Annotated in this window: 24 protein-coding genes and 2 pseudogenes; 11 read left to right on the top strand and 15 right to left on the bottom strand. The window is 36.9% G+C overall.

What is annotated here, in order from left to right:
• Nucleotides 1-77: 77 nt before the first annotated feature.
• Nucleotides 78-797 carry a tetratricopeptide repeat protein gene (locus tag IMO47_RS13880; protein ID WP_196076334.1) on the bottom strand — a complete coding sequence of 240 codons (720 nt, stop codon included), beginning with the start codon at nt 795-797 and terminating at the stop codon, nt 78-80.
• Between the two features lie 257 nt (nt 798-1,054).
• Here IMO47_RS13880 and thrH point away from each other — a divergent pair, with 257 nt between their 5' ends.
• The 4 genes and pseudogenes from thrH to IMO47_RS13860 all read left to right on the top strand — a co-directional run bounded on the left by thrH (nt 1,055) and on the right by IMO47_RS13860 (nt 3,827).
• Nucleotides 1,055-1,672 (top strand): bifunctional phosphoserine phosphatase/homoserine phosphotransferase ThrH, encoded by a 618-nt coding sequence (thrH, locus tag IMO47_RS13875; RefSeq protein WP_196076333.1) that lies wholly within the window; start codon nt 1,055-1,057, stop codon nt 1,670-1,672.
• A gap of 101 nt (nt 1,673-1,773) precedes the next feature.
• Nucleotides 1,774-2,067, top strand: a pseudogene (locus IMO47_RS13870) (hypothetical protein); the annotation flags it as partial.
• A 109-nt stretch (nt 2,068-2,176) separates the two neighbouring features.
• Nucleotides 2,177-3,283 carry a hypothetical protein gene (locus IMO47_RS13865; RefSeq protein WP_196076331.1) on the top strand — a complete coding sequence of 369 codons (1,107 nt, stop codon included), beginning with the start codon at nt 2,177-2,179 and terminating at the stop codon, nt 3,281-3,283.
• A 10-nt stretch (nt 3,284-3,293) separates the two neighbouring features.
• Nucleotides 3,294-3,827, top strand: a complete 534-nt coding sequence (locus IMO47_RS13860) for a hypothetical protein (RefSeq protein WP_196076330.1) — start codon at nt 3,294-3,296, stop codon at nt 3,825-3,827.
• Nucleotides 3,828-4,073: 246 nt separating this feature from the next.
• On the opposite strand, the gene IMO47_RS13855 is transcribed toward IMO47_RS13860, so the two are convergent.
• Nucleotides 4,074-4,301: a tautomerase family protein gene (locus IMO47_RS13855; protein WP_196076329.1), complete on the bottom strand. Its 228-nt coding sequence runs from the start codon at nt 4,299-4,301 to the stop codon at nt 4,074-4,076.
• Between the two features lie 60 nt (nt 4,302-4,361).
• On the opposite strand from IMO47_RS13855, the gene IMO47_RS13850 reads away from it, so the two are divergent.
• Nucleotides 4,362-4,826 carry a helix-turn-helix domain-containing protein gene (locus tag IMO47_RS13850; protein WP_196076328.1) on the top strand — a complete coding sequence of 155 codons (465 nt, stop codon included), beginning with the start codon at nt 4,362-4,364 and terminating at the stop codon, nt 4,824-4,826.
• A 519-nt stretch (nt 4,827-5,345) separates the two neighbouring features.
• Here IMO47_RS13850 and IMO47_RS13845 read toward each other — a convergent pair.
• Both IMO47_RS13845 and IMO47_RS13840 read right to left on the bottom strand, forming a co-directional pair.
• Complete coding sequence (locus IMO47_RS13845) at nt 5,346-6,554, bottom strand: MFS transporter (RefSeq protein ID WP_196076366.1); 1,209 nt, start codon at nt 6,552-6,554, stop codon at nt 5,346-5,348.
• A 189-nt stretch (nt 6,555-6,743) separates the two neighbouring features.
• A complete protein-coding gene (locus IMO47_RS13840) occupies nt 6,744-7,322 on the bottom strand; it encodes an arylesterase (RefSeq protein WP_227552327.1) in 579 nt (192 codons plus the stop codon).
• A gap of 83 nt (nt 7,323-7,405) precedes the next feature.
• Here IMO47_RS13840 and IMO47_RS13835 point away from each other — a divergent pair, with 83 nt between their 5' ends.
• Both IMO47_RS13835 and IMO47_RS13830 read left to right on the top strand, forming a co-directional pair.
• Nucleotides 7,406-8,155, top strand: a complete 750-nt coding sequence (locus IMO47_RS13835) for an ABC transporter ATP-binding protein (protein ID WP_196076326.1) — start codon at nt 7,406-7,408, stop codon at nt 8,153-8,155.
• Entirely contained in the window at nt 8,156-10,744 is a 2,589-nt protein-coding gene (locus tag IMO47_RS13830; RefSeq protein ID WP_196076325.1) for an FtsX-like permease family protein, read from the top strand.
• 196 nt (nt 10,745-10,940) lie between these two features.
• Here IMO47_RS13830 and IMO47_RS13825 read toward each other — a convergent pair whose 3' ends face one another.
• Nucleotides 10,941-11,750 carry a rhomboid family intramembrane serine protease gene (locus IMO47_RS13825; protein WP_196076324.1) on the bottom strand — a complete coding sequence of 270 codons (810 nt, stop codon included), beginning with the start codon at nt 11,748-11,750 and terminating at the stop codon, nt 10,941-10,943.
• A 73-nt stretch (nt 11,751-11,823) separates the two neighbouring features.
• On the opposite strand from IMO47_RS13825, the gene mtgA reads away from it, so the two are divergent.
• The gene (gene mtgA, locus IMO47_RS13820; protein ID WP_196076323.1) at nt 11,824-12,498 is read left to right on the top strand and encodes a monofunctional biosynthetic peptidoglycan transglycosylase; all 675 of its coding nucleotides are present in this window, start codon (nt 11,824-11,826) and stop codon (nt 12,496-12,498) included.
• A gap of 148 nt (nt 12,499-12,646) precedes the next feature.
• Nucleotides 12,647-14,728: a polyphosphate kinase 1 gene (gene ppk1, locus IMO47_RS13815; RefSeq protein ID WP_196076322.1), complete on the top strand. Its 2,082-nt coding sequence runs from the start codon at nt 12,647-12,649 to the stop codon at nt 14,726-14,728.
• Between the two features lie 848 nt (nt 14,729-15,576).
• Here ppk1 and IMO47_RS13805 read toward each other — a convergent pair.
• The 8 genes and pseudogenes from IMO47_RS13805 to rubA form a co-directional block, all read right to left on the bottom strand.
• Nucleotides 15,577-16,332 carry a hypothetical protein gene (locus IMO47_RS13805; RefSeq protein ID WP_196077860.1) on the bottom strand — a complete coding sequence of 252 codons (756 nt, stop codon included), beginning with the start codon at nt 16,330-16,332 and terminating at the stop codon, nt 15,577-15,579.
• Nucleotides 16,326-16,844 (bottom strand): PAAR domain-containing protein, encoded by a 519-nt coding sequence (locus tag IMO47_RS13800; protein WP_196075326.1) that lies wholly within the window; start codon nt 16,842-16,844, stop codon nt 16,326-16,328. Before IMO47_RS13800 ends, IMO47_RS13805 begins: the two co-directional genes overlap by 7 nt.
• Entirely contained in the window at nt 16,837-17,283 is a 447-nt protein-coding gene (locus IMO47_RS13795) for a PAAR domain-containing protein (protein WP_196075327.1), read from the bottom strand. The genes IMO47_RS13800 and IMO47_RS13795 overlap by 8 nt, the downstream gene beginning before the upstream one ends.
• Nucleotides 17,284-17,585: 302 nt before the next feature.
• Nucleotides 17,586-18,763: pseudogene (locus IMO47_RS13790) on the bottom strand (TCR/Tet family MFS transporter).
• Nucleotides 18,764-19,076: 313 nt separating this feature from the next.
• Nucleotides 19,077-19,982: a LysR family transcriptional regulator OxyR gene (oxyR, locus tag IMO47_RS13785; RefSeq protein WP_196075328.1), complete on the bottom strand. Its 906-nt coding sequence runs from the start codon at nt 19,980-19,982 to the stop codon at nt 19,077-19,079.
• A 13-nt stretch (nt 19,983-19,995) separates the two neighbouring features.
• Nucleotides 19,996-20,934 (bottom strand): esterase EstB, encoded by a 939-nt coding sequence (estB, locus tag IMO47_RS13780; RefSeq protein WP_198426926.1) that lies wholly within the window; start codon nt 20,932-20,934, stop codon nt 19,996-19,998.
• A gap of 58 nt (nt 20,935-20,992) precedes the next feature.
• On the bottom strand, nt 20,993-22,183 hold the full coding sequence (locus IMO47_RS13775) for an FAD-dependent oxidoreductase (protein WP_196075329.1): 1,191 nt from the start codon (nt 22,181-22,183) through the stop codon (nt 20,993-20,995).
• 99 nt (nt 22,184-22,282) lie between these two features.
• Nucleotides 22,283-22,447, bottom strand: a complete 165-nt coding sequence (rubA, locus tag IMO47_RS13770) for a rubredoxin RubA (RefSeq protein ID WP_004678010.1) — start codon at nt 22,445-22,447, stop codon at nt 22,283-22,285.
• 497 nt (nt 22,448-22,944) lie between these two features.
• On the opposite strand from rubA, the gene IMO47_RS13765 reads away from it, so the two are divergent.
• On the top strand, nt 22,945-23,490 hold the full coding sequence (locus tag IMO47_RS13765; RefSeq protein ID WP_196075330.1) for an adenine phosphoribosyltransferase: 546 nt from the start codon (nt 22,945-22,947) through the stop codon (nt 23,488-23,490).
• Nucleotides 23,491-23,561: 71 nt separating this feature from the next.
• On the opposite strand, the gene IMO47_RS13760 is transcribed toward IMO47_RS13765, so the two are convergent.
• The gene (locus tag IMO47_RS13760) at nt 23,562-24,065 is read right to left on the bottom strand and encodes a YqiA/YcfP family alpha/beta fold hydrolase (RefSeq protein ID WP_196075331.1); all 504 of its coding nucleotides are present in this window, start codon (nt 24,063-24,065) and stop codon (nt 23,562-23,564) included.
• 302 nt (nt 24,066-24,367) lie between these two features.
• Here IMO47_RS13760 and IMO47_RS13755 point away from each other — a divergent pair, with 302 nt between their 5' ends.
• Nucleotides 24,368-24,808, top strand: a complete 441-nt coding sequence (locus IMO47_RS13755) for an SRPBCC domain-containing protein (RefSeq protein ID WP_196075332.1) — start codon at nt 24,368-24,370, stop codon at nt 24,806-24,808.
• 46 nt (nt 24,809-24,854) lie between these two features.
• Here the strand turns inward: IMO47_RS13755 and IMO47_RS13750 are convergent, their stop codons facing one another.
• Nucleotides 24,855-25,601 carry a hypothetical protein gene (locus IMO47_RS13750; RefSeq protein WP_196075333.1) on the bottom strand — a complete coding sequence of 249 codons (747 nt, stop codon included), beginning with the start codon at nt 25,599-25,601 and terminating at the stop codon, nt 24,855-24,857.
• Nucleotides 25,602-25,659: the final 58 nt, after the last annotated feature.

Raw genomic sequence — 25,659 nt, 5'->3', positions numbered from 1 at the left:
GTCCCAATGATTTACTGGCTCATTTTACACGAAGGTTTTGTTTTAAGCTCACTGTGAAGCTATCTCGCAGTCCTCATTTATAAGTATTTCAATATTCTCTTGGGAATCTGCTGAGTTAATCCGGCTTTTTTCATGTTATTGGCATAAATCAAATAATTCTGTTTTGCTAGACGCTGATTATTTAATGCTACATAAACATCGGCTGTGTTTAGATATGCGACTGTTCTGTTTGGATCAAGTTTTATGACTTTTTTGAGTATTTTTAGGGATGCTTGATGATAGCCCAATTGATATAGATAGAATGCTGTGTCATTGAGTTCAATTACATCATCAATGGTATAGAAGGAAAGTTGGCATTGGAGTATTGCAATCTGTTGTTTTATTTCTGATTTATTGTTTTTATTGATATTTTTTAGAGCATCTGAACTGTTGTAATGAAAATATGTGACTAACCCCCTACTCCCGGCAGTATCGTCGATCCAAACCGGTGTATGTTCTTTCTTATCCCACATTCCACCGCACAGATTTGAAATCATTTTGGGAATAGCGTCAACAATGACCTTATTTTTATCATTGATGATCAGACAGTAGTTTTCATTGCCTTTTGCTATAGGTACGCTTAGAAATGAGTATTTCTGCGTACGATAGATATAATCCTCAGAAATATCTTTTAATGAAAGACCGATTTGTGCATGTTTGAGATCTAAAGCACTACAATTTGTATAGTCCAGTAAGTTGTAATCTGCATGTACGTTAAAACATGCACAACTCAATAGAAACAGGGCTATTTTTTTCATGATGTGATTTGCCTAAATTAATTTTTTATCTGTCTCTACGATACGGTATCTTTGTTGTCGCTTTTAATAAGTTTAACAGTAACACTTCCGGTAGGGGGAGTTAATGTAGATGCAGTTCCTGCATAATGGATGAGTTGTACTGATAAGATTATCCATGATGATTCAAAATGAATTGAGTTTAGAAAACTTTCAGCATTTTCTTAAAACTTTAGTGCTATGATAAGCGCAAAATTTTTAACCGACATTTGGGAGAACCCATGGAAATCGTATGTCTTGATCTTGAGGGTGTATTGGTTCCAGAAATCTGGATCAATTTTGCAAAGAAAACAGGGATCAAAGAATTAGAAGCAACAACGCGTGATATTCCTGACTACGATGTGTTGATGACTCAGCGTTTAAACATATTGAAACAACATGGTTTGGGTTTAAACGACATTCAAGCTGTGATTGCAGATATGGGACCATTTCCTGGTGCAAAAGAGTTTGTTGAGTGGATTCGCACACATTTCCAATTGATTATCCTTTCAGATACATTCTATGAGTTTGCCCATCCGTTGATGCAGCAATTAGGTTGGCCAACAATTTTCTGCCATAAGTTGGAAACTGATGAAAATGGCATGATTACAGCATATAAGTTGCGCCAGCCAGATCAAAAACGTCAAGCTGTAAAAGCATTGCATGGTTTAAACTTTCGTGTGATTGCAGCAGGTGACTCTTACAATGATACGACAATGTTGGGTGAAGCTGATCATGGCTTTTTATTCGATGCACCTGAAAATGTGATTCGTGAGTTCCCTCAATTCCCACCAATTCACGGTTATGAGGCTTTAAAAGAAGCGATTCGCAATGCTTCTGTTCGTGATATTCCTGCTTAACTGTAAGTACCATCAAAAGGCGCTTGATGCGCCTTTTTTTTAAAGTAATTAATAACAATGGCTTAAAATTGAATTTGTGAACCCATTTGATTTGAAATACAATGATTTTAGAAATTAAGTGCAACATTGCAACAGGATTTAAATTAGAATGGCAACATATCAAAAAAAGAAAAAAGGGCATAACCGCTACTGTTAGAATCAAGCCTCACCCATCACAGTCTCAAACCTTTACAACCATGAGAGATGCAAAAGCATGGGCGCAAGAATTAGAATTGAAACTAAAAAATGAAAAGAAAGGTGATTATGATCATATCCTTTTTAGAAATGCTTTAGAAGAATACCGAGACAATATATCAATAAGTAAAAAGGGTGTAGTTCGTGAAAGAACCAGGATTTAGGAGCTATATTCCAAATCTTCAACAATCACTATTACTAAATTTTTTAACCTTTAGATAGTTTTACAACAATAAGTCAAATAAACTATCTGAAAATAATGGGAAATAAATGAAAAAATTATTATTTTTAGCAGTTCTAATGGGGTTAACTGGTTGTGGTGACACAGACCAAAATGATACATCTCAATCGACTTTACAAAGTTCAACAGCATCTGTTAATTATCGTATGGCAGCGTCGTCAAGCGCATTAAGTGCTCCATCATTTGGACAGTGGGTTGTTAATGGCTATGCATCTGAAGGTGCATCAACTGTCGTTAATGCGTCCAGAATGGTAGGTGGAGTTGCCACCGAATCTAAAGCATTGATCACTCCAAACGTTTCGCAAGTTTCAAAAATACTTCGAGCAGGTCTTGGTGGAGCAGCTCTTACTTTTGCAGTCGATGAGCTATTAGATGGCATTGATTGGGTGATGGATCCAGCGAACAATAGTGTTAAATTCAAAACCGAAATTGAAGGTATAAAACAATACAAAGGGCTTGGTGATTCATTATTTGATACAGCGGAAGAATATTGTTCATGGCGCTTAAATAAAGTTAAATCTGAAGCATACCCAGATTCATCACTTAGAAATATAACTATTTCTTCAAATGGAACCTATGGAACTTGTTGGATCTATACATATTCTCCTGTTTATGCTGTGGATTTTGGTTTTGATATTATAAAAATTAAAAAAATAGAAGAAAAAAACCTCCCATTCGACGTAGTCTCCCAAGAAATCATCAACAACGCTGAAATAGGAAACACTGATGCTCAAGCTGTTACATTAGCAGCAGCTCAGACAATGGTTAGTGAAGCGGAGAATGATGCTACAAAAGCAAAAGAAATAGAGGATGCGTTTGAGAGAAATAGTGATGAGAAATGTAAAAATCATAATTTAAAAATGAATAGTAAAGCTGCCATGGTTGAATGGCGGTATGAGGAATTATATAAAGACAGATTTAATCTTTATATCAATCACAAAGAAGTATCTAACCCATTTATATTGAATGGGAACAATAAAGGCTCTTGGGATGGGCATGTGAGTCAATATAAATATGCGCAAGGTGTTCTTAGAGCTACTATTAAAACAGCGTCTAATGCTGGATGTCCTGCAACACCTAAAGCAAATTATTGGGTAAATAAAGAGCCACCTTCTCAACCTGGACTACATTCTTAAGGTTATTTAAATGATTAATGTGACTATTAGTGAATATTCTAAAAAGTTTTCGGTTAAAAAAGTATGTTTTTCTAATTCATTTGGTCCGTTCCGTATAACGTATCAAGATAAAAATGGTGTACCTATTCTTGAGCGATTAGATGAAGAATCTTTTCAGCGCAATGTTTATTCAACAGTAATATTTGTTGGTGCTGAATATAGAAAGGTAGCATATAGGAACCATATAAAAGACCCAGAAAATCAATGTTTGACACTAGAAGATTATAAGTTGGTTGGCGATGAGTTCATTCTTATTAATAAGATTGTGACTGAGCTTCGCGATCCCAATAACCCTTATGAATTTAAACAGTCTTGTTATGATGGGAAAGGCAACCTTCATTACGTATCAATGGATATTGAAGGTGAGTCTAAACGATACGACTCAGAAGGTAGAGAGATAGATGATTCATTGGGTATTAAAGGATTGGAAACCATTGAGTATGTAGAATCTCAATATTTAGAAGAGGCAATTAAAAAATCATCAAATATAAATTTCAATAGATAAAAATATGAAGTGCAACATTAATGCAATTTATTTTTGTAAATTATTGAATTATATTTAATTAAAAGGCGATTGATGCGCCTTTTTTTATTTAATGTATATTTACAGTCAGAACGTATCATGAAGCAGAGTATTGATAGAGGGAATTAAACAGATAATGAAAAAAATGAATGAGCTTCATTCCATTCAACGTAAAAAAAACCATTAGAATTAAAGGTTTTTTTAGCTGTTTTTAAAATTTTATTTGCATCAGGCATTTTTGGAAATAAAGTCAATCATTTCTTTTGTCGGTCTCATTCGCCCAAGTTGCCATTGTTCAGGAGGATATTCATCAATCCGAATCCAGATATGTTCTTGGAAAGAAGGATTGCCTTTACCTTCAATCTCGATGAATAATTCTGTTATTCTTTTAAATAGTTCAGCTTTGCTATTTTCGTCTAGTAAGCCTTCAATTGTCTGAATATTGATGAAAGGCATAACGTTCTACATCCTATCTGAGTCTTTTATGTAGACCTAGGTTAATAAGAGTTTTCAAAAATGTCAAACCAAAGTTTTTCGGATTTTCAATTCCCATTTGAAGTATGTGGTATCTTCAAGATCTCTGAGGTATTGAGTGATAAATGGACAATTCTCATTTTACGGGAGGCTTTTTATGGTGTCACTAAATTCAGTACGTTTATTGAAAATACTGGCATATCAAAACAAGTATTATCCAATCGCTTAAAACATCTCATTCAGGAAGATATATTTTCGTTATCGATTTATAAAATGGAAGGAGATAGAGAGCGTAAAGAGTATTTACTAACTCCAAAAGGAAAAAGTCTAAATATCGTCTTACTTGCTATGCTTGAATCAGGTGGGAATTTTATCCATGAAAATAAAGATGTAGTTAAAGTTTTTAGCAAAAATGATCATGAATTGGTTAAGTTAAAATTAGTTGATTCTAAAAATAATATTATCAATTTTGAAGATATTGAATTGCGGTTGGTAAAGAATAATTAGCGGCTAATCAGCAACATATGGCTTTTGTGTTGAGGTAAGCAGTGTGAAAAAATCAGAAAATGATGAAACGAAAAGCCATGATTTAGTGATATGTCAAGTCGGTTTTTTATTTCTAAGTTGATGCGGAAAATCCAACAGGATGTTTATGGGAAAAATTTCATGTTTAACCTAATTTAGCGCATTCATGCCTAAAAAAGGAAAAGAAAATTAGTGTAAACAGATTGTTTATGGGTATGCCAGATCAATAAAAGCACAGATTCAATGGGGTTAGCGTAAACAGTTAAACTCATTTCCAACCCTGCACAGCGTGTAAAGATGAAATTGGTGAGGAAGATGCTCAACAGCTGTTTAATGCTGCTATGAACAAGTTTGCTAAGCATATGAAAAGAAAGCAAGGAATCCAGCTGCACAAGTGTTTTAGAAATATTTCTGGATGACTCAGGTTAAGTCACTGATTTCAAATATTACTGTTAAACATGATGGGAGAATGATGCCTGTTTGAGCAAATCGAATACTGTTTTAAATTACATTTTTTCGATGTTTGAATGCAAACAAAAGAGCCAGAGACGCTAATAAAATAATCATGAGAATATAAATATCAGCAGTAAAAGTAAGACCAGCATGGCTGACAAAATATCCCGCGATAATGGCTGGTATACTAAACGCTAAATAGCTCTCAACATAAAATGTTGCCATCAACCCAGCACGTTGTTCAGGTAAAGCCAATGGCATCACCGTGCGGATTGCACCCATAAATCCTGTCCCAAATCCAACCCCGGTCACCACCGAACCCATAAATAATAAGAATGTAAGAGAGAAGTGAATACCCGATAAAATAATGGCTGCGCCTAAGAGAATACTCAGTGCGCCAGTCGTTAAGATGTGAAGTGTTTTCGCACTGCGAAGGGTTAAAATTCCGATTGCACCTGAAATGGTCAAGGTAATAAACATCATACCATTGAGCCATGCTGATTGGACTTTAAAAGCGTGGGCCAATAGCGAGGGCATTAAAGACAAGAAAAAGCCGCTGACCATCCATAAAGAAATATTGATTGGGCTAACAATCCAAAGTGCTTTACGTGCTTGTGGCGGAACTGTAAGACGTGGTTTAAGTGATGCAAATGCTCCACGCCGTTTTTCAGCCGTCTCCGGGCTAAAATAAGCGATACATAAGGTACAGAAGAAAATAAAAATGAATATTTCAAAAATTAAAGTCAATGCATGCGTCGACATTGCTAACACGATACAAGTCATGAGCATGCCGATTGCCATACCCAACATAGGAGAAATACTGTTGATTAATGAACCATGAGTTTTGCTTAAATCTAGTAAAGCTGCGCCAAAGGTTGAAGCAGCCAAAGCTGTGGCGACACCCTGCAAGGCTCGGGCAATAAACAGCATTTCAATATTTGAGGAAAAAAGAAAAAACCCCATAGAAATAATCTGTAAAAAGAGTGCGGTAAAAATAACAGGTTTACGCCCAACATAATCTGACAATGAACCCATTACCAATAATGTTGCCAATAAAGCAAAAGCATAAGTTGCAAAAATTAAGGTTAATAAAACGGGTGAAAAGTGAAACTGTTGTTGATAAAGACGATATAAGGGGGTAGGTGCGCTTGAAGCTGCCAAAAATGCCATCAATGTAAAGGTATGGGTATAAAGTGCAGTTTGAGGGCTAAATTGAAATGAAGTCATTTGATGATTGAGATTATTAGAATTGCTCATCATTTAAAACGCATATTAAAGAAAGGATAGATTCTGTTATACCTGATTTAACCTGAAAGGCAAGGAGCGATTAAGGGTTTATTTTTAATAGTTGACCATATGTTATATTTAATTGTTTGTATATTATAATTATTTTATATTTTATCATCAAAGGCTTCCGTGCCTGAATTCAATTGGAACGTCTTAATCTTAAAGTGCGCCTCGAATCAAAGGATAAGCATTATCTAATAGGATTTTTTGGGCGGCAGCATTGGGATGGATTAAGTCCTTTTGCATGAGATTTTTATTGCCTGCAATACCATTCATAAAGAAGGGATACAGTTTTACGTTGTACTGCTGGCTTAAGGTCTGGTAGTTTTTTTCAAAAGCCTGGCTATAAGCTGCGCCATAATTGGGTGGAATCTTCATACCCAACAATACGACCTTGGCTTGGCTTTTTTGACTTTGTTGGATTAATTGAGCAAGATTTTTTTGAATCATTTGGGGTGGTTGACCACGTAAACCATCATTGCCGCCCAACTCAATCACGACCACATCAGGTTTATGACTTTGTAATAATTTGGGTAAACGTGCCAAAGCACCACTGGTGGTTTCTCCACTGACACTGGCATTAACCACTTGATGCTGTTTGGGAAATTGCTGATTTAAGCGTTGCTGGAGCAAAGTCACCCAGCCTTGTTGTGGATTTAAACCGTAGCCCGCACTTATGCTGTCACCTAAAATCATGATCGTTTTTGCAAAACTACTAACGGGCAACAGACAGATCATGCTAAAAAATAAACAATGAAAAGCGCTTTTCATCATTTTCAAATTTAACAACGTTTTGATTTGCATATATAAGGTACTTTACAATGTCTAAGGTTCAGGATGCTTCAACTTCTTCCATCATGCCACAAGTGATAATTTCTGCACAGCAACTTACACAAAAGATAGAATTACCGCATCAAACGCTTACAATTTTTGAAAATCTCAGTCTCGATATTTATGCAGGTGAACAGGTTGCAATTACAGGACGCTCGGGTTCGGGTAAGTCAACTTTATTGGGTATTCTGGCGACATTAGATCAGGCAACTACAGGGCAGCTCAGTGTATGTGGCGAGCGCATTGAACATTTAAATGAAGAGCAACGGGCTTTGGTGCGCCTAAAACATATCGGTTTTGTTTTCCAGTCTTTTCAGTTGTTGCCACATTTGTCTGCTTTAGAAAATGTCATGTTGCCTCTTCGTTTACAAGCCGATTTTAATTATCTACATGCAGAGCAAAAAGCTCTCGATTTATTGGGGAAAGTGGGTTTGGCACGTCAAAGCCAACAAACGCCTAAAGTATTGTCAGGGGGAGAACAACAGCGTGTTGCGATTGCACGGGCGCTGATTTCAGAACCTCAGATTGTTTTTGCTGATGAACCTACAGGCAACTTAGATGAACATACTGCATCCGAGATTGAGCAGTTATTGTTTAGCTTAAATCAAGCATTGGGAACGACCTTGGTTTTGGTGACGCATAACCCACAACTGGCAGCACAATGTCAGCGTCATTATGAGTTAAAAGATGGTCATTTGATAGAACATTTACAATCCTCACAGCGTGTTGAGGTGGTGTAAATGTTGAACCTTTTTAAGCCGCTATTTCGGCAAAGTTTTGCCAGCTCAGGCATTTATTTACTGATTGTTGCATTGAGTTTGGCTATTAGCGCGACCACTGCATTAAAATTCAGTAATGATCAGGTTAAGCAGGCCGTTACTTTACAGGCAGCAAAAATGCAAGCTGCTGATTTAGTGCTGAGTGATACCAATCCAATCGACCCTCAGTGGTTGAAAGAAGCTGAGCAACTCAAGTTAAAACAGTCACATGTTACGATGTTCAGTTCTATGGCATCGACTCATGATCAATTTGTGATGGTCAATGTCAAAGCCGTTGATCAAGCATTTCCTTTACGGGGAGAGTTAAGGATTCGCCCGCAACAGCCGTTACAGCGAGGTGGAATTTGGCTCAGTAAACGGGCTCAAGAATTGTTGAAGCTCAATCTCGGTGATCAAGTTCAAATTGCCAATGGTCAATTTAAAGTTACGGGCATCATTGAACACGATTCGAACCAAGAGTTGGGTTTTTCTGCATTTTCACCGACAGTGATTATTGCTCAAGCCGATATCGCAAAAACAGGAGCGATTCAGATCGGCAGTCGGATTGAATACCGGTTGTTGATGGCGGGTGAGAAACAGTCGATTGAAGCCTATCAAGCATTTTTTAAAACATTCATAGCACAAGAAAAACAAAAGAGTAGTCAGCAACTTATATCCAGTCAGCAGGAATACTCGACTGCCTTAGATACTAGACAGGCAACATCAGAAGTTCAGCGACTTCCTGCTCAGTCAGAACAATCTCCTCAAGACCTACAAAATACAGATCAAGCGTTGGATGCGCAGAGTAATTTAAGGCTGCGTAATGCAGATGAAGGCAATTCACGGTTATTAAAACCGATTGAAAATCTGGATACTTTTTTACAACTGGCAAATATTCTGACGATTCTTCTATGTGGATTAGCAATTGCACTCACCAGTCAACGCTATGTACAGCAGAATCAAGATCATATCGCCTTAATGCGTTGTATGGGGGCAAGTAAACGACAGATTTTCCAAGCTTATTTAAGTCTATTGTCAGTGGTAATTTTGATTGCGATCGTGATTGGCAGTCTATTGGGGCTGGTTTTAGGTTATTCATTGCTACAGCTTATGTTACAAATGATTCCTAATCTCGAATTACAGTTTTCAATTTGGCAGATATTTTCAGGTCCATTGCCGATTGCAATTTTCACCAGTGCAATTGTGCTGATTGGTTTTATCTTGCCGAGTTTATGGCAATTGCTCAACACACCTCCGATACGTGTTATTCGCCAACAGGAAAAAACAGCAGGTTCAATATTATGGATGATGGCGACAGGTTTAATCAGTCTGATTATTTTTAGCTTGGTATTGACGGAGAATCTAACCCTGACGGCAGTGGTGATGGGGGCGGTCATTGTATTAACGGGGTTATTGTATGCTGTGGTCTGGGCAGTATTAAAGGCGCTGAAAGCGATGAAAAGTGGCTTGTCTGCCTATATTCGGACACCTTCCCAAACAGCTTTGCAAATCACAGCATTGGCATTGGGTTTGAGTTTAATTACCGTATTGGCTGTATTACGCACTGATTTATTGGAGCGTTGGCAGCAACAGTTGCCTGAAGGCACGCCAAATCAGTTTATTTATGGTTTGCCTCCATTTGAACTTGAAGCATTTAAACAGCAGTTGGCACAACAGCACTGGAAAAGTACACCGCTATATCCCAATGTCAAAGGGCGCTTACTGGCTAAAAATGGTCAGGCTTTTCCTGAATCGTTGATAAAAAGTAATAATTCATTACGCCGTGAGCTAAATTTAACCCAGGCAGATCATTACCCACAGGATAATATCATTGTTGCGGGGCAGTCTGAATTGACGGAAGTTGGGCAAGTTTCGGTCGAAGCAAAATTGGCGGAAGAGTTGGGTATCAAGATTGGAGATCGTTTAACCTTTAGTTTGCCTGAAGGAAACCTGCAAGCTCAGGTCGTAAATTTACGTACTGTTCAATGGCAAAGTTTTAGCCCAAATTTCTTCTTTATTTTTACACCCAAAACATTGGATGAAAATGCAGGAAGTTATTTAGGAAGTTTTTATGTCCCGGCAGCAGACAAAGGCAAAATGGTCAGCTTAATCCAACAATTTTCAAATACAGTGTTTATTGATGTGTCTTTGATTTTTGATGAAATTAAACAACTGGTTGCTGTCTTGGTAAAAATTATTACAGTATTGGCTGTTTTGGTCAGTTTATCAGGTTTTCTTGTTTTGATTGCTTGCATTAACTTGTTGATGGATGAGCGTAAAAGAGAAGTTGCATTGTTACGTTCATTTGGAAGCTCAAAACGCCAATTAAAACGTATGATGAGTATGGAGATAGGTTTTATTGGGCTTTTGGCAGGGATTGTTTCATGCTTCTTTGCTGAGGTGATCAGTGCGATTGCCAGTTATCGTATGGAGATGACTTTACAGTTTCATTGGGAAATTTGGCTTATTCTCCCTATTTTGATGGCAGTCTTATGCGCAGTCATTGGAAGATACCGTTTAAGCTATTTGTCAGAGATTCCACCCTTACAGAGTTTAAGGGAGCTGAATTAAAATGAAGTGATTGAACCAAAATCCTCTGTCTACTTTGACGATTCCAGTTTCTGGATATTGTGAAGTGAAGGTAAAAAACAGGCTCACTTTGCTGAGCCTGTTTCAATTAAAACTCTGCTTAATTACGATGAATGTACGAATACTCTAAAATAAACATTCAAATGTGAGTCACTAATTTTGAGATACATGCTGTGGACTAAAACTGAAATTGCGCTCGCATTTGTGAAACCGCCTCTTGCCAAAGTGGAGTAATCGGACCCACTAGATGCTGGCAATACAGATAGAATGCATAAATGAAAGCCATACCTAAAATCACAATGATGAGATTTACAGCCGTTGCTGCTTTCATACGCTGCGAAACATACCAGGCCAAAGCCATGACAGCTCCCATTAACATCCCGCCAATATGCGCAGCATTGTTGATTCCAGAAGCAAGAAAACCAAATGCTAAGTTGATGGCAAGAACAGTTAATAGCGATCTTTTATCCAGAACGAATCTTTGGTTTGGGGTGGGCGGGAACAAAGAAAGTAGGGTTAAAGCCCCCCCTAAGCCCATCACTGCTCCCGATGCTCCTGCGGATACATGCGGAATCAGTTTTTGATCAAAGTGCTGTAAAAATTCATAACTGTTGCGAATATCCAAGTAACCACTGAGCAGACTGCCCATTAATCCAGCCAATACATACAGCCCTAAAAAATAAAATTTCCCAAAGGTTTTTTCAGCCACATCACCAAAAATATACAGTGCCCACATATTCATCATCAGATGCAAGATGCCAAAATGAAAAAACATACTGCTGAATAAACGATATGGTTCCTCTAGAAAGGTTAAAGGTGCATAATCAGCACCCCAGCGCAAAGCATCCAATGTGGTGGGGTCAGTTATATTCACGCCTGACAAAACTTGAATGGCAAATAAACCAACATTGATTGCAATTAACATTAAGGTGATTTTGCCAATCGTATTGGGTGAGTTATATATGGATGAGTCTTGATAATTCGACATGCTATTTCTTAGCTTTTTATTGATAGATTTAGCTTAACATGAAATGTCAGCATTTTCGGAGTAAACAGCTGAGATGAAAGCTTTTATTGTTCGTGCTTTGTTAATCGTAATCAGTGTATTGATTCTGATTCAGCTGTGGATTTTCTCCAGTTTGGTGTATTGGCGTACCCATGATGTAGAAACCACGATGTTTATGCGATGGACATATTTCTCAGACTTTAAACCGATCGAACATCAATGGCGCAATTATGATGATATTAGCGACAACATTAAGCACGCGATTGTTGCGGCTGAAGATGCTAAATTTTTAGATCATCATGGTTTTGATTGGGATGGAATTGAGGGTGCTTTGCAACGCAATCTAAAGAAAGACAAAGTGGTTGCAGGCGGTTCAACCATTTCGCAACAACTGGCTAAAAATTTATTTTTCTATAATCGCCGTTCAGTGATTCGCAAAGGTCAGGAGGCGATTGCAACGACAATTATGGAACGCATGTGGAGCAAGCAGCGTATTCTTGAAGTGTATATGAATTCAGTCGAGTTCGGTGATCATATCTATGGTGTGGAAGCTGCCTCTCGTTATTATTTTGCTAAAAGTGCAAAAAGTCTGAACCGAGAGCAAGCTGCCTTTTTAGCGGTGATTCTGACGAATCCCAAGTACTATCAAGAAAATCGCAATGATCCTAAATTACTCTATCGTAAAAAACTGGTATTAAAATATATGCGTTATACCCGTATCCCAGATTAATCAGCAATATCTAAAAAAAGTGAAATCATCATGTTTGGAAAAGCACAAAAAAGTGTGCTTTTTTTATATCGTGATGCTTTTTTTATGAAATTGTCATAAATTTGAAGCATACTAGAATAATGACATTTTCTTGATGCAGGTTTATTGCATGAATACCGCAGTGACTCCAACAACACCGACAGAATATTCTTATAATGAACGATATATCAATCGTGAACTTTCGATTTTAGATTTCCATTTACGTGTTTTAGAGCAAGCTGTTGATCCTTTGCATCCGCTGCTAGAACGTATGAACTTTTTACTGATCTTTTCTCGCAATATGGACGAATTTTTTGAGATTCGTGTAGCAGGAATGATGGAACAGTTAACGTTGGGCAATGAAAGTCGTTCACCCGATGGACTCACACCAAAACAAGTTTTGGATCAAATCTCTAAAACAGCCCATGAAGCAATTGAACGTCAATACCGTATCTTGAATGAAGAGATTTTTCCGAAACTCCGTGAAGAAGATATTTGTTTCTTGCGCCGTGGAGAATTGACGCCCGCCCAATCGGTGTGGATTAAAAAGTATTTTCAAGAGCAGGTTGCACCGGTCTTGACTCCGATTAGTCTTGATCCAGCACATCCATTCCCACGCTTGGTAAATAAAAGCCTCAACTTTATTGTGACTTTAGAAGGGAAAGATGCCTTTGGTCGTCAAATTGACTTAGCCGTTGTTCCAGCACCGCGTTCTTTACCGCGTGTGGTACGCTTACCTGATGAATTGACGGGCGGTAAAGAACATTTTGTAATGTTGTCTGCGATTATTCATGAACATGTCTCTGACTTATTCCCAGGGATGACTGCAACAGGTTGCTATCAGTTCCGTGTGACACGTAATGCAGATTTAGCACTGAATGAAGATGTTGAAGACTTGGCGAAGGCATTGAAAGGCGAGTTGAGTTCACGTCGTTTTGGTCGTGCGGTACGCTTAGAAGTTACAGAAAATTGTCCGAAACATATTTATGAATATTTGCTGGATGAATTTGATTTAGAAGAAGAACAGCTTTATAAAGTCGATGGACCTGTCAATTTAGCACGTTTAGTATCGAACTTTAAACGTCCACACATGCGCTATGATTCACATGTGCCTGCGATCCCGAAAGTATTAAAAAAGTCTGAAAACATTTTTTCAGCCATGCAGAAGCAAGATATTCTCCTGCATCATCCCTTTGAGTCTTTTGCGCCTGTAATTAACTTGTTGCGAGAAGCAGCACGAGATCCTCAAGTTCTTGCGATCAAACAAACATTGTATCGTAGTGGAGCAGACTCAGAAATTGTACAGGTATTGGCTGAAGCGGCACGTAATGGTAAGGAAGTCACAGCAGTGATTGAACTGCGAGCGCGTTTTGATGAAGAATCAAATATTGCTGTTGCCAATGTATTGCAAGAAGCAGGGGCTGTGGTGGTGTATGGTATTGTGGGTTATAAGACACATGCCAAAATGATTTTGGTGGTTCGCCGTGAGAATAATAAACTTGTTCGCTATGTTCATTTAGGAACAGGCAACTATCATGCAACCAATGCACGAATCTATACCGATTACGGTTTATTAACCACAGACAAAGAACTCTGTGAAGATGTGCATCGTATTTTTCAAGAGTTGACGGGCATGGGTAAAATGGCGAAGTTGAAAAAACTTCTACATGCACCGTTTACCTTACATGCACAGTTAATCGCTTATATTGATGATGAAATTGCCAATGCCAAAGCGGGTAAACCTGCTCAAATCATTGTGAAGGTGAATGCTTTAACAGAGGTTCAGTTAATCAATAAGTTGTATGAGGCTTCGCAAGCAGGTGTACAGGTAGATTTGATTATTCGTTCAATTTGCTGTTTACGCCCAGGTTTAGCAAATCTCTCTGAAAATATTCGTGTGCGTTCAATTGTGGGACGTTTCTTGGAACATACCCGTGTTTACTATTTTGGTAATAATGGCAATGCCCGTATTTATTGCTCAAGTGCGGACTGGATGGATCGAAACCTATTTAATCGTGTTGAAGTGTGTTTTCCCATCGAAGATCCTGCCTTGAAAAAGCGTATTTATCAGCAAGGTTTGGTGAATTATCTTAAAGATAATACTCAAGCTTGGTTGTTGCAAGGAGATGGAACATGGCTTCGTGCTCAACCTAAAGAAGGTGAAACCATACACAATGCACAAAAAACCTTATTAGAGCATTTTAACGGCTAAATTCAATATTCAATGATTTAAAACCCGATTGATTTCAATCGGGTTTTAACAACTGATTATGAATGCCTTTACTTGTATTTTTTGACAAAGTTAATACGTTCTTTAGTCATATCAATTTCACATTGCATAGCATCAAAGTGACTTTCACGACCATAGTTGGCTTCATCTACTACACATTGACTTTCTCTCTCTTTAATCCAAATGCGTTGTAATCGTTGAAGTTCTTCCTTACTACTTTTTTTAAGTTAGCCATTTTTTGTTTATAAGTAATATTGAGCTTATTATCTACAACTTTATATTCATCAATATAGCAACCCAAAATATCATTGTGATTTGTACTGTTTGGAACACATTTAACTTGATAGCTAGTATTAGCAAACGCCAATGTGTTACCAAACAGTATGATTAAAATGAATAAATAAATTTTTCTATTCATAACAATTACACTTAAGCCCCTTTTCAAATATATCAGCTTTGTCTCTGCGTCGTTTTCCTAACCCCCTATTATTTTTATTAAATTAAATATTCTTTTTCCTTTTATAGATTAATCGAATTATAAGAGTTATTGTTGAAATCAATGATATTGTTGGTAATACAGCACCTCGAAATAGGCTATTTTGATACCCTTTATAGATAAATGTAGATAAAAAATCTTGTTCAGCATAACCAATAGATGCATAATTAAAAAAATATCCCATTATGGATGCATATATTCCAGAAAATACAAAAAAAGAAAGGATTTTGTTAATTTTATCTTTAATGAAAAAAATAGAGTTTAGACTTAATGAAGCAATTAATAATGTTAGAATTACACTATAGACAGTAATATAATAATTGTAACTTTCCATTTAACCTCCAAGTGCATTTTTAATAAAATCTGCTGAAATACGACCTTCCTTTCGTGTTTTAGCAATTACTTTTCCATTATTATAAATTACTCGTGTCTCATGTCGATAATCTTGTTTAGAAATATCCTTAGTTCCACCTCTATTAGGGCTTGCAAAATCTGTATGCCCAATAACTACACTTCTCTTTTTACCAACTTTGAATAAAGCAATTGATATTAAGGCACTGAGAGTATCTGATTCTCCATCAAATGCAGTATTACAACCATGTATTTCTATTTTTGATTCATTTGTAAAAACATTAAATTTAATATCAGAAATAGTATATAGATTGCTCCAATTACTGTTTCCAAAAAGACTCCATTCACTATATTTTGTTGCCCAATCTTTATATAAGTTTGAAGCCAAATTATATGTATCTACTGAATATTTTGTTAGATTTTTTTTAAGAGATGCTCCAATTACTGAATAAAGCCCCAGATCGGAACCATGTGCAAAAACATCTAAAGATTGAATTGAGTTTTCGGTCTGAGAATTAATTAAGTCTATGAATTGTTTCATACCACTTGAGATAAAATAAGATTTAATTGGTAAATCATTTTTATAATCAGCAATTACATTCTTTGAAGCATGGAAAAAAGCTCCATTATCTCCAAGTGATTTAGCACCACCATACAAAACCAATCGTATTGGAGATCCCAACTTTACAATTTCAACTTTTGCATTTTTTGTCGTTTTGGTTGAATGTCGATCTACCATGAATCAGCCTCAAAAAGTTTAATTTCAATATCTTGTTCCTTTTCAGTACATTCTAATTTTTCTGTCATTCCATTTTCATCAGTTATGCCTTCAATAGCATGCCCATCGGCATAAGTAATAACATATTTAACATTTTTATATGGTTGGTTATTTAAATTATTTACTAACTGATAGTGACCTGAATATAGCATTAAGTTTTTAGCTATAAAGCTTGATGAGTTTGAGTTTCTTCTATAATTCTCCCCTTGACTGGTTCCAACAACATGGTCTTGTCTGGATAAAATTTTAGCTCCACAACTTAATAGATCATTGACATAAGCGACTGGTTTACCATCCATAATAATATGGTTATGACTGGCTTGTATCGTCGACCAACATTTACACTTAGGACAAAAGTGACCATCTCCAGCACATAGAAATAAATTTCCCATTTGAGATGTTCTTTGTTGTGTTGCTTGAATGATCCCACCATGGTTGGTCATCGAATTATTGATTGCGAAACTTTTAGCCATTATTAACTCCTTCTTTTTGAGTTAAAAAACCTTCAGGAACTTTATCTCCTTTGAAAATATTAATAGCAACGGATTTATTTGGACTATCAATAATTTCATCACCATTTTCTAAATGACTACCCACTAATGCAACAGACTTTCCATTTATCATACAAGCTTGACCTGTACCTGAAACAATTTTAGAGATTGTTCCATCCGCATAAATTACGTCGTCGCCGACTAAAGCAATAGTTAAGCCACAAATTTTGTATTGAACAGCACTGGCATTTACTAATCCACCATTCCGAGTTTTAGCCCCATTTACTGCAAAGTGATAAAGCGTTTTGGGTTTATGTTGAAAATAAAGCTGTTCAGCTTTTATAGTTTGCTCAATATCTTCTTGAGACATTTGCTTTAATTGCTCTATAGGCAATTCATGTAAAAATTTCGGATTCGTCATTTTTATATCCTTTAAATTATTTAAACTATAATAAAATTTGCTTAAAAAAATCTAACACTATAAATTAATTGATAATTTTTTATATTTTAGAGGTTTTAAGCAAATGAAAAACACAAACAATTACGATTAAATATGATTATTTCGAAAGTAAATTTTGAACAAAAAAAGTTAAAGTGGTTAAAATATAACATAAAAATACTTTTTAGAAATACTAAATAATGAGAATTTATAAAAATACGCTTATCTATGAATTAATCTATATTAATAAATAGGATTTAGAATCACCCCTAGATAGCTGGGATTTACAGTGGTTTAGCTTTGAATTGAAACAGTATCAAAGGAAGTACAAACAAATAAATAATTGCAACGACTAACCAAATTGCGCTAGGCCATTGCGTGTGAACGTGAAAATAGAGACTTGAAAAGAATAGGGGGGCAATGATAGACGCTAAACTTACTGTAGATGCAATCAAGCCCTGAAATTGTCCCTGTTGTTCCACAGAAACTTTATCTGAAGCCAGTGCTTGTAAAGACGGTGTTCCAATACTGCCTAAGGCAAAAATTGGCATAATGACAAAGATGATCCATCCCTGTTGCGTAAAAGCCATAATAATTAAAGCAGTGCATAAGCAGATGATACCTAGAAGTACGGTATTTCTTTCACCAAAACGTTTAACAGCATGTTGAGGGATAAAAGATTGAACCAAAACTTGGCATAGTCCAAAAGCCCCTAAAGAGAGTCCGACCCAAAACTGTTCCAATGGAAAGAGTCATGCCCCCAAAGTGCCCAGCATACTCCATAAGCCTCACCACAGGCGCTAAAAATAAAAAATATTATCATCAAGGGAAGCAGGTTTGGTTGATTAAGTGCAAATTTAAAAGTGTTAAATGGATTTAAACTGGCATGCTTTTGAATGATGGCATGTTGGGGGCGAGATTCAGCTAAAGCAAAGAGAGCAATTAAAAAATTCAAGCCCGTCAACAATGCGGCGATCAGAAAGGGGAGTTTTAGTCCGTATTGTCCTAATAGTCCACCGAGTACAGGACCAATAATGAAGCCCAAACCAAACATGGCATTGAATCTACCAAAGTACTTGGCGCGATTTTCTGTTGATGAAATATCAACGATATAAGCTGAAGCAACAGCCATATTGGCACTGGTCATTCCAGCAATGATTCTTCCGATGAACAACCAACTTAAATGCGAAGAGAAAGCCAGTAATAGATAGCTGATCGTTGAGCCAGCTAAAGAAATTAACAGTACAGGTCTTCTTCCTATTTTATCGCTTAAACTGCCTAAAATCGGAGAGAAAATGAATTGCATCATTGCATAACAGCTGATGAAAAAACCCATCAAGAGTGCTACGTTTTGTTGTTGGCTTAGCGTTTTAAGTAATGAGGGGAGTAATGGGAATACAATTCCGATTCCAATCGAATCTAAAACAATCGTTGAAAAAATAATGAATAAAGGTCGATTCATGGTGCGTCCTATCGAAAAGCCAGGCACAGAAAAACTGTAGAAACCTGTTAACGATGCTTGAAAGATTCAAGCCCTTGAGAACGCTGACCAAAATGATGATTGGCTATGTGTCGCTTACAGCATTTTCAATGATTGAAAATGAGACTAAGTAAGTCGATTTTTCGCGATTTTTTTATCGTAACAAACCATACAAAGCTAGAAGACTAACAGTGTACTCGATAAATATTAGCACCTTTGAATGAAAAAAACACCATACTTAAAATTAAGGATTAAAAAAGGAGCCATATTCGGCTCCTTTTTAGAAATTTTCAGATCAATGTAGATTGGCGGTGATTTTCTGAAGAATTTGCACCAACACGTCAAATTCACTTTGCAGTGGTGTGCTTTTACGCGTTACTAGAGCTAAAGTACGAGAAGGTGCATTTTCAATTGGTTTTACCACAATTTGATCATTGTTCTTCAGCATGTGAGCATGAATCGCGATCTCTGGAAGTAGGGTATAACCTAAGTTCGAACTCACCATTTCAACCAAAGTTGGTAAAGAGCTCGCCTTTAAACGATGATCATTTTTACGTTCACCAATTGGGCAAACACTTAGTGTATGGTCACGTAAGCAATGACCTTCCTCAAGTAACATTAGATGGGACAGATCTAGGTCATCTAAGCTTCTTGCAGTCATGGCATTTTGATCTGCTTTATTGCAGACCAAGAATAAATCTTCTTTTGCAATTTCAGCAACTTTTAAACCACGTGTGTCAAAAGGCAATGCCAACATGATTACATCTAAATTACCATGCTCAAGTTTTTCAACGATTTTTTCACTTTGTGCTTCGTGTAAATGTAGTTGAATCTTAGGAAGTTGTTTATGCACTTCTTCCAAAAGTTGAGACAAAATAAATGGCGCAATGGTGGGAATGATCCCTAAATGTAAATCTCCAGTCAAAGGTTCGCTCATTTCACGACTTAAACGCATTAAGTCTTGTGCATCTGCGAGTAGAACACGGGCTCGGGCAACAACTTGTTCACCTAAGGGAGTTAAACGTACGTTTTGGCGATCACGTTCTACGAGTACGCCACCCAATAAACGCTCTAACTCCATAATTCCACCCGATAATGTGGATTGAGTTACAAACGAACGGCGCGCTGCTTCAGTAAAGTGCAACGTCTCAGACAATGTCACCAAATATGACAACTGTCTTAGGGATGGTAATGCAGCCATAGTGTCCTAATGCTTATGATTTAAAATGATGTGCAAATAAGCCGCTAAGTTGAGGAACAAAATGCGGTGGGATATCATGCCCCATTCCTTCAATTAATTCAAATTTAGCGCCCGAAATTGCTTTCGCAACTGCCTTACCGTGACTTGGAGGTAGTAAACGATCTTTAGAACCATGTAATACTAACGTTGGTTTGTTGATCTGTTTGTCCAATTTAAGTAAGGAACCTGTACATAATATTGCTAAAAACTGTTGAAGTACACCCGCTGGGTGATAACTACGACGATATAATTTACGCGCGGTCTGAATTGCCTCGACTTGGTTGATATAACCCGGTGAACCAATCATTTGAAAAACCTTTAATGAATGATTCACAATCCCTTCTTCATCACGGGATTCAGGCTTACCGATCAGACTAAAAAGTTGCTTTGGAAAAGGGGGGGGCAAGAAAGGTTGATTATTGCTGGTAAACAGAAGACCCAGTTTATCAATTTTTTCTGGATATTTTGCCGCTAGGATCTGCGAAATCATTCCACCCATTGAAGCACCGAGAATATGTGGTTTTTCAATTCCCATGCGATCAATCAATAAAGCAACATCGTCTGCCATATCGAATAGATTGTAGGGTGCACCATCATTGGGTAGACCCAAAGCGAAACGTCCCATTAATTTATAGGAGTTTAAGCGCGGACCCTTGTGGCGGATTTTTGAAGATAAACCAATGTCACGATTATCAAAACGAATGACATGAAAGCCTTGATCAATGAGCGATTTACAAAAAAAATCCGGCCAAAATAACATTTGTGCACCCAACCCCATAATCAAGAGAACAGAAGGATGTTCAGGATTTCCGCCTGTTTCGACATGTAGTTGAATACCATTGCCTAAATCGACTTTAGTTTCATTCATGAATGAAGCATAAGGTGAAATTTGGAATTGAAGTGCGCTATTCATTGTTATTTTCCCAAGCAAGGATACGCATTGATTAAAAAGTATCCTTGCTATTAAACCCTTAAACTGATGCAGGAATCAAGTCTGGAACAAGTTTTGTTAAAGTGAGACGCTGTTTACCTGCAGTTGCACCCAGTAACACGAAACCACGCAAGGTTCCATCAGCATCAGTGGCTTTAGATAGCATTCCATCGTCAAACTCTTCATTTTCCCAAGTGACTTCAACACCAATCGGTGCAGGTAAGACCGTTAATGGTGCAGCTGGTGTTTTAACTGCGACTGGCATTGCTGGGTAATGAACTGTTGTGGTTTGACCACTTAACGTTTTGGCTAAAGCACGTGCTTGTTGCATGATTGGCATCACATAAGGCAGCAGCGTCCCATTCACTTCCGCGCAGTCACCTATAGCAAAAATATCCGCTTGATTGGTCTCAAGTAAAGTATTGGTAATTACACCGCGGCTGGTGTTGATTTCGGCTGTTTTTGCTAAAGCAATATTCGGCTGTAGACCAATCGCGGAAAGGACTACATCTGCAACCAATGATTGACCACTTGCCAATGAAACGATGTAACCGCGCTCAGTTTTTGATACTTTTTCCACGGTTGTACCTAAAACAAAGTTGATGCCCGATTCTTCAAGATTTTCTTTAAATGCTTGTGCAACATGTTCTGGAAGCAGGCGTCCTAATGGTTGCGGTGCTAAATCAATAACCGTAACCTGATGACCTGTATTTTGTAGGTCATTGGCAAATTCGCAGCCAATTAGACCTGCACCCAAGATAACTACGCGTTTATTACCGCAATCACCTGTCGTGCAATTTTCCAGTGTTTCACGAAATGCTCGATAGTCAATCAATGAGTTGACGACATGGATGTCATCACTACCATCACCTGCGATGGCTAGGCGAATTGGGTTTGCACCTACTGCAAGAATTAATTTCGAATATCCTTGCGTAGAAGTCGTGCCTTCTTTTTCAAGAATCAATTCATGTTTTTCTGCATCTATACTTTTTACCCAAGTTTCTTTTTCGATCCGCATATTTAATTGCGTACTCATTTTTTCGGCATCACCTAGCCCAATTTGTTCAGGTGCTTTTTTACCAACCAAGGCATTTGACAATGTAGGTTTTGCATAATTGACCGCATCATCTGCGCAAATCATCACTAATTCTTGTTCAGTGTTTAACTTACGAAATTCTCTTGCAAGCGTATAACCTGCCATACCAGAACCGATGATGATGATTGGTTGCATATCTTTCTCCATACATGCCTAAAAGAGTGGGGGATTGAATAATTTTTATGACAAATATACGTAAAAAAGACCATGTAAACATGGTCTTTACGCGAAATTTTAGATTTCTACCATTTCAAAGTCTGCTTTAGAAACACCGCAGTCTGGGCAAGTCCAGTCGTCTGGGATATCTTCCCATTTGGTACCTGCTGCGATGCCGTCTTGTGGCCAACCCTCTGCTTCGTCATAAATCCAACCACAAACGATGCATTGATATTTCTTCATCTGATTCTCCGATAACTGATAGGTGAATTACATTATCTATCAGTAAAATTCCATCCGCTGCTTGACTCAAATAATATGCAAAAAAAAGTGTGTACATATTCCTCTAAATTTTTACGCAGTTCTGTGTCTAAAGTAAAGTAAATATCGGAGTTTATCTCACTCTTGTAAAAGCTGAATGGCAGGTCAGGACAAAAGCAATGTTTATTATGCCAACTGGTTGGAAAAGATTTCTAAGGCCACTCATTTTTAGTGAACGTCATAATGAAGTGCTAAATTATTCAAATCATTGAACTTAGACTAAGGTCTGAATGAAAAATTTTAAAAGTATAGCTAAAATAGAATAAGGTTAAACTATAGCCAATATTTTATATAAAAATGGCTGCAATAAAATCAATAACTTAAAGTGATATAGGTTTTTCCAGGTTTGAATGTAGCTGTCAATTTTCCTTAAAAAACGTTAAAATTCACGCATTAATTTTCTTTTAAATATCTCCCTAATGATGAACATGTCTACTGCTTTGTGGTCAAGTATTCGTACTGTCCAGGATTTTCCAAAACCAGGTATCTGTTTTTATGATTTAACCCCGTTGTTTATGAACAATCTGAGCGAATTGGCTGATGCATTGATTGCAAGTATTCCTGTTGAACAATTGGCAGAGGTGGAGAGTTTTGTTGCGGTAGAAGCGCGTGGTTTTGTGTTGGCGAGCTTATTGGCACAACGTACAGGCAAAGGGTTATTGTTGGTTCGTAAAGCAGGAAAATTACCACCTCCAGTTGTTGGCGTGGGCTATAGTCTGGAATATGGTTTGGATCGTTTGGAAATGTCAGCCAACATTACCCCACAGAAAGTGATTATTGTGGACGATGTATTGGCAACAGGTGGGACACTCAAAGCAGTTAATCAATTGATGCATAAATGCCACCATACGGTATTGGGTGCGAGTATTTTTCTTGATTTGCCTGACTCACATCAAGACTTGGGGTTAAAAATTTGGTCTGTTTTAGATGAACACTCAAAACCTGTAGAAAAAGCAGTTGCTTAATCTGTTTGAAAGCCTTGTTTAAACAAGGCTTTTTTTACAAATATTGAAAAGTTTAGCCCATTCATTAAAAATTAATAAATGAAAGTTTGTTCCATATAGCTAATCAAACGATTTAAGTTTTCAGGTTGAGCCAGGCGGTGATGACCCCCTTCAACAGTTTCAATCTGCATGTATGGATCTAATTGTTCAAAAACTTTGTACATGTCCAGAATTTCATCACCCAATTCAATATATGCGATTTGAGGAATATCATGCTCAAGATCAGCTTCATTGATCTCAGGATAATCGTCACGAAAATCTGGTTTTAAACTGGGATTGGCAATCACAGTTGGAATACGATGTTTCTGGGACATTTTTAATGACCAGTAGCCACCTAAACTATGTCCCACCAATAAATCAGGCTTAATTTTTTCAATAATATCGTGATAAAAATTTTCAACTGTTTGATAGTTTAAATTGCGATAATCCACATTAATACAATATTTTTTTATTGCATTGATGACATGGAACTTGGTTGATTCTTTAGATGAATCCAAGCCATGTAAAAATAAAATTTTAGTCTTGCTATTGCTCATTGTTATCACTTGCATATTGTCTTTATATCTGTAGACACAAACCATAATTCATGGATTTAAAAACTTTCCATTTCAACTATTTTTGGTATGCACTTAGTGTACTGAGCAAGATATTTTTTATAACTTAGCTATTGGTCTAAGAACTTTATTTTTTTACATCAAATAAATCAGATTTTTTTATAATACATTGAAAATTAAATATTAAAATTATTTCTACTGACGTGCCTTATTAACAAAAAGTAATCATTTCTATCCGTGGTTGTACTAAGCTATGGATAACACAATTAAAAAAAGAGACTGGGATGATCACACTTAAATACGATATCAAAATCCACGCAACTGCACAGCGAGTATGGAATGTTCTTTGGGATACCCATACTTATTCTAAATGGACACAATCCTTTTGTGAAACCTCACAGATGCAATCTGATTGGAAAATTGGAGGAGAGACATTATTCCAAGATGCCAATGGAGATGGAATGATTGCCACAATTACTGAGTTAGAACAATTTAGGAAAGTGGTTTTCAAACATTTAGGTATATTAAAAAATGGTATGGTGGATACCACAAGTACCGAAACCCAAGAATGGAATGGCACATTTGAGCAATATCATCTGGATGAACACGACGGTATAACCACTTTACATGCTGAGATTGAAACTGTGGAAGAGTATCGAGAAATGATGGATCGTGGATTTCAACAAGGCTTTGCTGTCGTCAAATCATTGGCAGAACAAGCTTAGTATTAATTCAGTCCTTCCTTATCCATTCAATAGCTTGAAGATGAGTTTATGTCATTTCATTTTTAGCTGCATGACATTGAATAATAATGGGTTGTTCGATAGAAAATGAGGTTAATACACCTGAAATATTGCGAGGGTAGAAGCGAATTTTTTTAAGTAATGGTTCTAATATGATTTTAATGTCATGATTTATGTTAGGCATATATTCCATTTTTCGAATCTGTCCTTCTGTGCCAACCAGAAATTTGACATTCAATGCGATATTCCCTTGTGAATCAAATCGTACATTAGGATTCGAGTTTGCACTTTTTGTATTTATAGGTTGGCAAAACGGTTCCAACAGAGTTTGTAATTGGGAAAAATGAGGCTTGATTGCATAATCAATCGACTTAGGAAATTTGATGAATAAACTGTATTTTCCATAATAATATGCTGTTCTTGCAATATTTTCTTCATCAAGATTGAGCGTTTTATTTTTAAAGTCATTACTGACCTGAGGAAGTTGTGCCAAGGTTATAGTGCTGGCGATTTCTAAAGCTCTTCTGTTGAGTATTCTTTGCGTGGGATGCGGATTCATCAATTTAATCTGAATCTGTCGAGTCTGCTGATTTGGACTGATTTCCAATTGCCAAATATAGTCTTGATTTGCAATGTCGGTCGATTCAATTTTTATTGGGAGATCTTTTCGGGTATTACTCATGACAATGATCTGTTCCGCTGCAATTTTGCTTGAAAAAGACAAAACATTGAAAAGAATGATACTTTGGGCGAATCTTTGCCAGTATTTATTCATGATTTTTAATTTTTACAGGGTTCATTGAGTTATATTCATACGCATTATGTTGTAAATC

The organism is Acinetobacter sp. Res13-Abat-PEC15-P4-01 (assembly GCF_015676285.1).
In the GTDB taxonomy this organism is placed as follows: Bacteria; Pseudomonadota; Gammaproteobacteria; order Pseudomonadales; family Moraxellaceae; genus Acinetobacter; species Acinetobacter nematophilus.
Note: the sequence above shows the minus strand (reverse complement) of the source record. Positions and strands in the feature narration are given on the sequence as shown.

Bases quoted from the DNA above. Each gene is read 5' to 3' on its own strand.
- IMO47_RS13880 (WP_196076334.1), bottom strand. From the start codon at position 797: ATGAAAAAAATAGCCCTGTTTCTATTGAGTTGTGCATGTTTTAACGTA.
- thrH (WP_196076333.1), top strand. From the start codon at position 1,055: ATGGAAATCGTATGTCTTGATCTTGAGGGTGTATTGGTTCCAGAAATC.
- IMO47_RS13865 (WP_196076331.1), top strand. From the start codon at position 2,177: ATGAAAAAATTATTATTTTTAGCAGTTCTAATGGGGTTAACTGGTTGT.
- IMO47_RS13860 (WP_196076330.1), top strand. From the start codon at position 3,294: ATGATTAATGTGACTATTAGTGAATATTCTAAAAAGTTTTCGGTTAAA.
- IMO47_RS13855 (WP_196076329.1), bottom strand. From the start codon at position 4,301: ATGCCTTTCATCAATATTCAGACAATTGAAGGCTTACTAGACGAAAAT.
- IMO47_RS13850 (WP_196076328.1), top strand. From the start codon at position 4,362: ATGTCAAACCAAAGTTTTTCGGATTTTCAATTCCCATTTGAAGTATGT.
- IMO47_RS13845 (WP_196076366.1), bottom strand. From the start codon at position 6,554: ATGAGCAATTCTAATAATCTCAATCATCAAATGACTTCATTTCAATTT.
- IMO47_RS13840 (WP_227552327.1), bottom strand. From the start codon at position 7,322: ATGATCTGTCTGTTGCCCGTTAGTAGTTTTGCAAAAACGATCATGATT.
- IMO47_RS13835 (WP_196076326.1), top strand. From the start codon at position 7,406: ATGTCTAAGGTTCAGGATGCTTCAACTTCTTCCATCATGCCACAAGTG.
- IMO47_RS13830 (WP_196076325.1), top strand. From the start codon at position 8,156: ATGTTGAACCTTTTTAAGCCGCTATTTCGGCAAAGTTTTGCCAGCTCA.
- IMO47_RS13825 (WP_196076324.1), bottom strand. From the start codon at position 11,750: ATGTCGAATTATCAAGACTCATCCATATATAACTCACCCAATACGATT.
- mtgA (WP_196076323.1), top strand. From the start codon at position 11,824: ATGAAAGCTTTTATTGTTCGTGCTTTGTTAATCGTAATCAGTGTATTG.
- ppk1 (WP_196076322.1), top strand. From the start codon at position 12,647: ATGAATACCGCAGTGACTCCAACAACACCGACAGAATATTCTTATAAT.
- IMO47_RS13805 (WP_196077860.1), bottom strand. From the start codon at position 16,332: ATGGTAGATCGACATTCAACCAAAACGACAAAAAATGCAAAAGTTGAA.
- IMO47_RS13800 (WP_196075326.1), bottom strand. From the start codon at position 16,844: ATGGCTAAAAGTTTCGCAATCAATAATTCGATGACCAACCATGGTGGG.
- IMO47_RS13795 (WP_196075327.1), bottom strand. From the start codon at position 17,283: ATGACGAATCCGAAATTTTTACATGAATTGCCTATAGAGCAATTAAAG.
- oxyR (WP_196075328.1), bottom strand. From the start codon at position 19,982: ATGGCTGCATTACCATCCCTAAGACAGTTGTCATATTTGGTGACATTG.
- estB (WP_198426926.1), bottom strand. From the start codon at position 20,934: ATGAATAGCGCACTTCAATTCCAAATTTCACCTTATGCTTCATTCATG.
- IMO47_RS13775 (WP_196075329.1), bottom strand. From the start codon at position 22,183: ATGCAACCAATCATCATCATCGGTTCTGGTATGGCAGGTTATACGCTT.
- rubA (WP_004678010.1), bottom strand. From the start codon at position 22,447: ATGAAGAAATATCAATGCATCGTTTGTGGTTGGATTTATGACGAAGCA.
- IMO47_RS13765 (WP_196075330.1), top strand. From the start codon at position 22,945: ATGATGAACATGTCTACTGCTTTGTGGTCAAGTATTCGTACTGTCCAG.
- IMO47_RS13760 (WP_196075331.1), bottom strand. From the start codon at position 24,065: ATGAGCAATAGCAAGACTAAAATTTTATTTTTACATGGCTTGGATTCA.
- IMO47_RS13755 (WP_196075332.1), top strand. From the start codon at position 24,368: ATGATCACACTTAAATACGATATCAAAATCCACGCAACTGCACAGCGA.
- IMO47_RS13750 (WP_196075333.1), bottom strand. From the start codon at position 25,601: ATGAATAAATACTGGCAAAGATTCGCCCAAAGTATCATTCTTTTCAAT.